General features: G+C 36.8%; 5 protein-coding genes. 4 read left to right on the top strand and 1 reads right to left on the bottom strand.

The features are described from left to right. Window positions 1-403 precede the first annotated feature (403 nt). The 4 genes from D5R40_RS30800 to D5R40_RS38390 all read left to right on the top strand — a co-directional run bounded on the left by D5R40_RS30800 (window position 404) and on the right by D5R40_RS38390 (window position 3,201). On the top strand, window positions 404-688 hold the full coding sequence (locus tag D5R40_RS30800; RefSeq protein ID WP_124143935.1) for a hypothetical protein: 285 nt from the start codon (window positions 404-406) through the stop codon (window positions 686-688). Window positions 689-733: 45 nt separating this feature from the next. After that, window positions 734-991, top strand: coding sequence for a hypothetical protein (locus D5R40_RS30795; protein WP_124143934.1), 258 nt, complete (start codon window positions 734-736; stop codon window positions 989-991). 6 nt (window positions 992-997) lie between these two features. Next, the gene (locus tag D5R40_RS30790) at window positions 998-2,035 is read left to right on the top strand and encodes an nSTAND1 domain-containing NTPase (RefSeq protein ID WP_124143933.1); all 1,038 of its coding nucleotides are present in this window, start codon (window positions 998-1,000) and stop codon (window positions 2,033-2,035) included. A gap of 407 nt (window positions 2,036-2,442) precedes the next feature. Then, window positions 2,443-3,201 carry a hypothetical protein gene (locus D5R40_RS38390; protein WP_205127283.1) on the top strand — a complete coding sequence of 253 codons (759 nt, stop codon included), beginning with the start codon at window positions 2,443-2,445 and terminating at the stop codon, window positions 3,199-3,201. A 638-nt stretch (window positions 3,202-3,839) separates the two neighbouring features. Here D5R40_RS38390 and D5R40_RS30780 read toward each other — a convergent pair. Then, entirely contained in the window at window positions 3,840-4,037 is a 198-nt protein-coding gene (locus tag D5R40_RS30780) for a hypothetical protein (RefSeq protein WP_124143932.1), read from the bottom strand. Between the last annotated feature and the right edge of the window lie 166 nt (window positions 4,038-4,203).

The following is a 4,203-nucleotide window of genomic DNA, read 5'->3' as shown; positions in this document are numbered from 1 at the left end:
TATTAATTGATGAAAATTTTAACCAAGAATCATCAGCATTAGGAAAGTTCAATGAACGATATCTAGATTGACTTTTATATCTCGGTTGGCCGCTACGATTACCTTTACGATCGCCTGCTACAAATCTAGAAAATGTTGTTTCTACTCTTTTACAGATATCTTGCAAAACTGTTGAATAGACTTGGGAAAAATCCAGATGCTCGCCTGAGTGTTTGACTTCTACTATAGCTTTTTTCAGTTCTGGTAATTGCTTTTTTTGGTTGTAGTAATTTGGTTTGTCTTTTAACTGTGGTAAATGAGAAATTAGAGGACAAGCATTTATAGGACATATGAGCTAAAAAATATATACAATCTCTTGACTAAGAGGAAAAGGCAAAATATTAAGCAGCCTCTCACAAAGTGTTTGCCACAAAAAAAGGGTTTTGCTGCATTTGAAACAATAGCAGCAGCACATATGCTAGAACTAGAATTCACCCAAAAAATTCTGCAAGTTAAGGAACTAGCAAAGCAACAAGGAAAGTGGCCTGATTCATTTCCAAATTTAGACTCGAAATTCTGTCCTAATCGCCTATACATCTACCAAGTTTCTGAAGATGGCACAATGACAATTTCACTAAACAAACAGCCAGAATGGGTAAAAGATACAGACCTACCTTTAACCTATAGCGATCGCACCCCACTGAAGTAGAAAATAGAACTAACTCATTAAGTCACAGATAGATTAAAAGTTGAAGTGCAAAAATTTCTGCAAAATGCAGGGGCAACAACTAGCGACAATGGCAAACATGGACTACAGATAACCTCTGCTGCGGGCAAGCTAAAATCCTACATTCCCATACCTGTCTCCTTAGCAATAGAACAACCTGATGCTCAAGACATAGCTGAGTTAGTGCAACAAGCAACCAAAATGAAAAAATCTAAGCAACAACAAGCAGGAATTATTTTCTATCGCGAACCTCCAGATATTCTCTTCCGAATGCGAATGGCCTAAGTAAGATTGCGCGATCGCTTTATCCTCATTCCCATTCCTCTAACAGCAGTGGAAAAATCACTACGAGAGGAGAAAGAGTCTTCAGGACTTTTAGCTGAGTACACAGAACGCTATTTACTAGGAGCAGACATATTTGATGACCGCAATGCCATCGGTGATACTCTCACATTTTTTGGTAGAGGGGAACTACTACAACGTTTGGAAGAAAATCTACGTCGAGGTCAGGGTATTGGCATTTTTGGTTTGCGCAAGTCTGGGAAAACTTCCTTGTTGTTGCAATTGGGATTTGCAATGCGAGAAAATCCTTTAGTTCATATTGACTTGCAAACTTACGGGAGCAAACCACATTATGGTGCAGAGTTGTTTAATCAAATTTTGTCAAAACTGTTTCAACTAATTGAGTCCCGTTCCGCAAAAATGGTGAGTCACCCTAAATTATTTGAGAGCGATCGCCCTGCTGCCCATCTGACAACAGAATTTACTGAACAGTTGCAAAGTTTGACTCAACAACTCTCTCAACTCGGTTATCAACTTCCCATTCTAATTTTTCTAGATGAAATTGAGCGCATCATTCCCACAGAGACAGATGCAAAGGAGCGAGCGGAGGAGTGCAATGCTTTCTTCGGAGCTTTACGAGCAGTCAGTCAAGAAAAACGTTCTCTTTCCTTACTGGTAGCGGATGTCCATCCAGATATTAATCGCATCAATCAATGGCAGCAATCTAATGTACCTACTAATCCTGTGTTTAACTTTTTCAAGGAAATTTTTGTCGTACCATTTTCTGTGGATGAAACGACTCGAATGTTGACTGATATTGGAAACTTAATGGGAATTACTTTTGACGAAGAAACTCAGAGTGAAATTCATATTAGAAGTGGCGGACATCCCTTTGTATCTCGGCAATTAGCAAGTTTATTGTGCAAGAAAGTAGCAAAAGAGAATGAAAATAATATCCAGTTTGCTGATGCCCAACGTTATTTGAGCAAACCATTCACTTATTCAGGAGTATTAAAAAATTACTGCAAAATATTTGGAGCGACATAGAAAAACGGCAGTTTCACTCAGCAATGGCAATTATTCGGTTGCTTGCTTGCAATGAAAAGCTTGAATCAGGAATTCCATCATCTGGTATACTGAAAAAACTGCAAAATCAATTCACAGAAAGTGAGTGTTTAGATGCTTTGCTGTGATTAGAATCAGTTGGTTTAATTCTAGGGCAAGAGCCAGGAACAGAAGATGAGTATCAAATAAAATTACCGCTTCTGTCTCAATGGTTGCGAATGCAAATGAAACAAGAGGAGGTGCAAGAATGGATAATGGATAATTGATAATTGATAATGGGGAATTGATAATTAATCCCCAAAAGTTGAAATTCTCTGCTTTTAAGGAGAAAAAGAAATAAGATTACTCCTGACTGCTGACCACTTTTTTAAACAATAGGAGCTTTAAGAGTGACAACTTTGGTAAGACCAGATTTTAAACTGCCAATATCAGATACCAGTTACTTTTTTGGGCGAAATGATATTTTGGCAGCTATTGAGCGATCGCCTTTTTCGGTACGCATTTTATTAGGAGGTCATCGTTTGGGAAAAACCAGCTTGTTAAATGAGATTCAACATCGGTTTCTGACCTCTAGCAATTTCGACTATCGAGCATTTCCAGTGTTATTCAACCTCCAACAAGAGCGACCAGAAAGTTTAGACCATCTGCGCTATTTAATGATTGCCCGTCTCCAAGAAGCTTTCGCTGAATATAAAGAAGGCAGGTTATCTAACTGGCGTAAAAGTTACCGTCGTTTACGGCGACAAATTTCGGGAGGAGAGATAAAAAAAGCAGGCATTTCTCTAAAAGTGACTAACCCAGACTACGAACGTCGCTTGATAAATGAAGATTTCCGCCAAGACTTACTAAGAATACTGAAATCTTTGCAAAAGAAAAATTTTGTCGGTGTTTGCTATTTGATAGATGGTGCAGAATTTATTGTGAGTCAGGAATGGGCAAACGATGCTTGGAGTTATCTCCGAGCTTTGAAGGATACTGATACTGCCCTCAAACCATTTGTCGTTTTGATTTTTTCTGGTTATCAAGACTTAAAAGATTATCAACAAAAAGTTGGTTCTCCCCTGCTCAATATTGCTGAAGTAGAATGGTTAGAAGCTTTGAAAGAGGCAGATGTACAACAGCTAATTGCCTACCGCCGTCAAGTTTAAAATATTTTCCTGACTGATGAAGAAATTGAGCAAATAATTGAATGGTCTGGCGGTCATCCCTATTTAATTCAACAATTACTCAACACAATTTTTGATTATAAAAATTCAGATCAATCTTATATAATAGATAGTTTAATGAACAACTTAATTCGTCAATATGATGGAGATTTTTCTGCTTGGTGGGATAACAAAAAAAGAGTTATAGCTTTAGTGCAATTGAGCGATCGGTTTACTTAAAACTGATAGAACAGAGAATGGGAACAACTGAATCTCTAGCTCAATAAATTGACTTAAGTATTGGAGAAATAGCAGACGCTCTTGAGGTATTAGCTGGTACAGGAGTAATTCAAAAAATTGATGATGAGCAGTATAAAATTGGAGCAAAAATATTTGAACAGTGGGTTAAATAGGGTTTGCGTATGGAAAGTATTTTTGCTCTTTGTAGGAGACAGGAGACAGGAGAAATGGGAATAAGCGAGGAGGTAGAAGTAAGAATTATAAGAATGATTTTTCTGCCCAACTATGAGCCTAAAATACTAACTTTTTGAGCATTTTAGACTGAAACAGGCGCAGTTTTTTCGATCCTAAAAAGGTTAAAAACTTTACCTGTAAATGCTTTTATATTTAATCAGCAAGCCCTAAATAGGCTCAGTTAAATATGCCATATTAGTTGTATTGGCAGCTTCTTTAATATTGGGAGATGCTGCTAGCCATTGATTGAAAATATCGTCACAGATAAAATGTAATTTTTCTAGTTTTTTTGTATCTATAAAGTTGGGAAAAATACAAAATCCTTGATTTTTCCATTGATGTTTCGTTTCAATTAAATTAGGCATTCATATAATACTATCTTCCACAGATATGTACGATTTTTTAGACTAAAAAAGAAGACTAACAAATTAGCAACTGCAAAAATATTAATCTACAAATAATTCAGCGATCGCTAATACCAAATCTTAAAAACTTTTCTATAACCGATCGCCAGATTTCAGATTTGTAGAT

Origin of the sequence: Okeania hirsuta (assembly GCF_003838195.1) — a bacterium.
In the GTDB taxonomy this organism is placed as follows: domain Bacteria; phylum Cyanobacteriota; class Cyanobacteriia; order Cyanobacteriales; family Microcoleaceae; genus Okeania; species Okeania hirsuta.
This window is presented reverse-complemented; position numbering and strand designations above follow the sequence as displayed.

Bases quoted from the DNA above. Each gene is read 5' to 3' on its own strand.
- D5R40_RS30780 (WP_124143932.1), bottom strand. From the start codon at position 4,037: ATGCCTAATTTAATTGAAACGAAACATCAATGGAAAAATCAAGGATTT.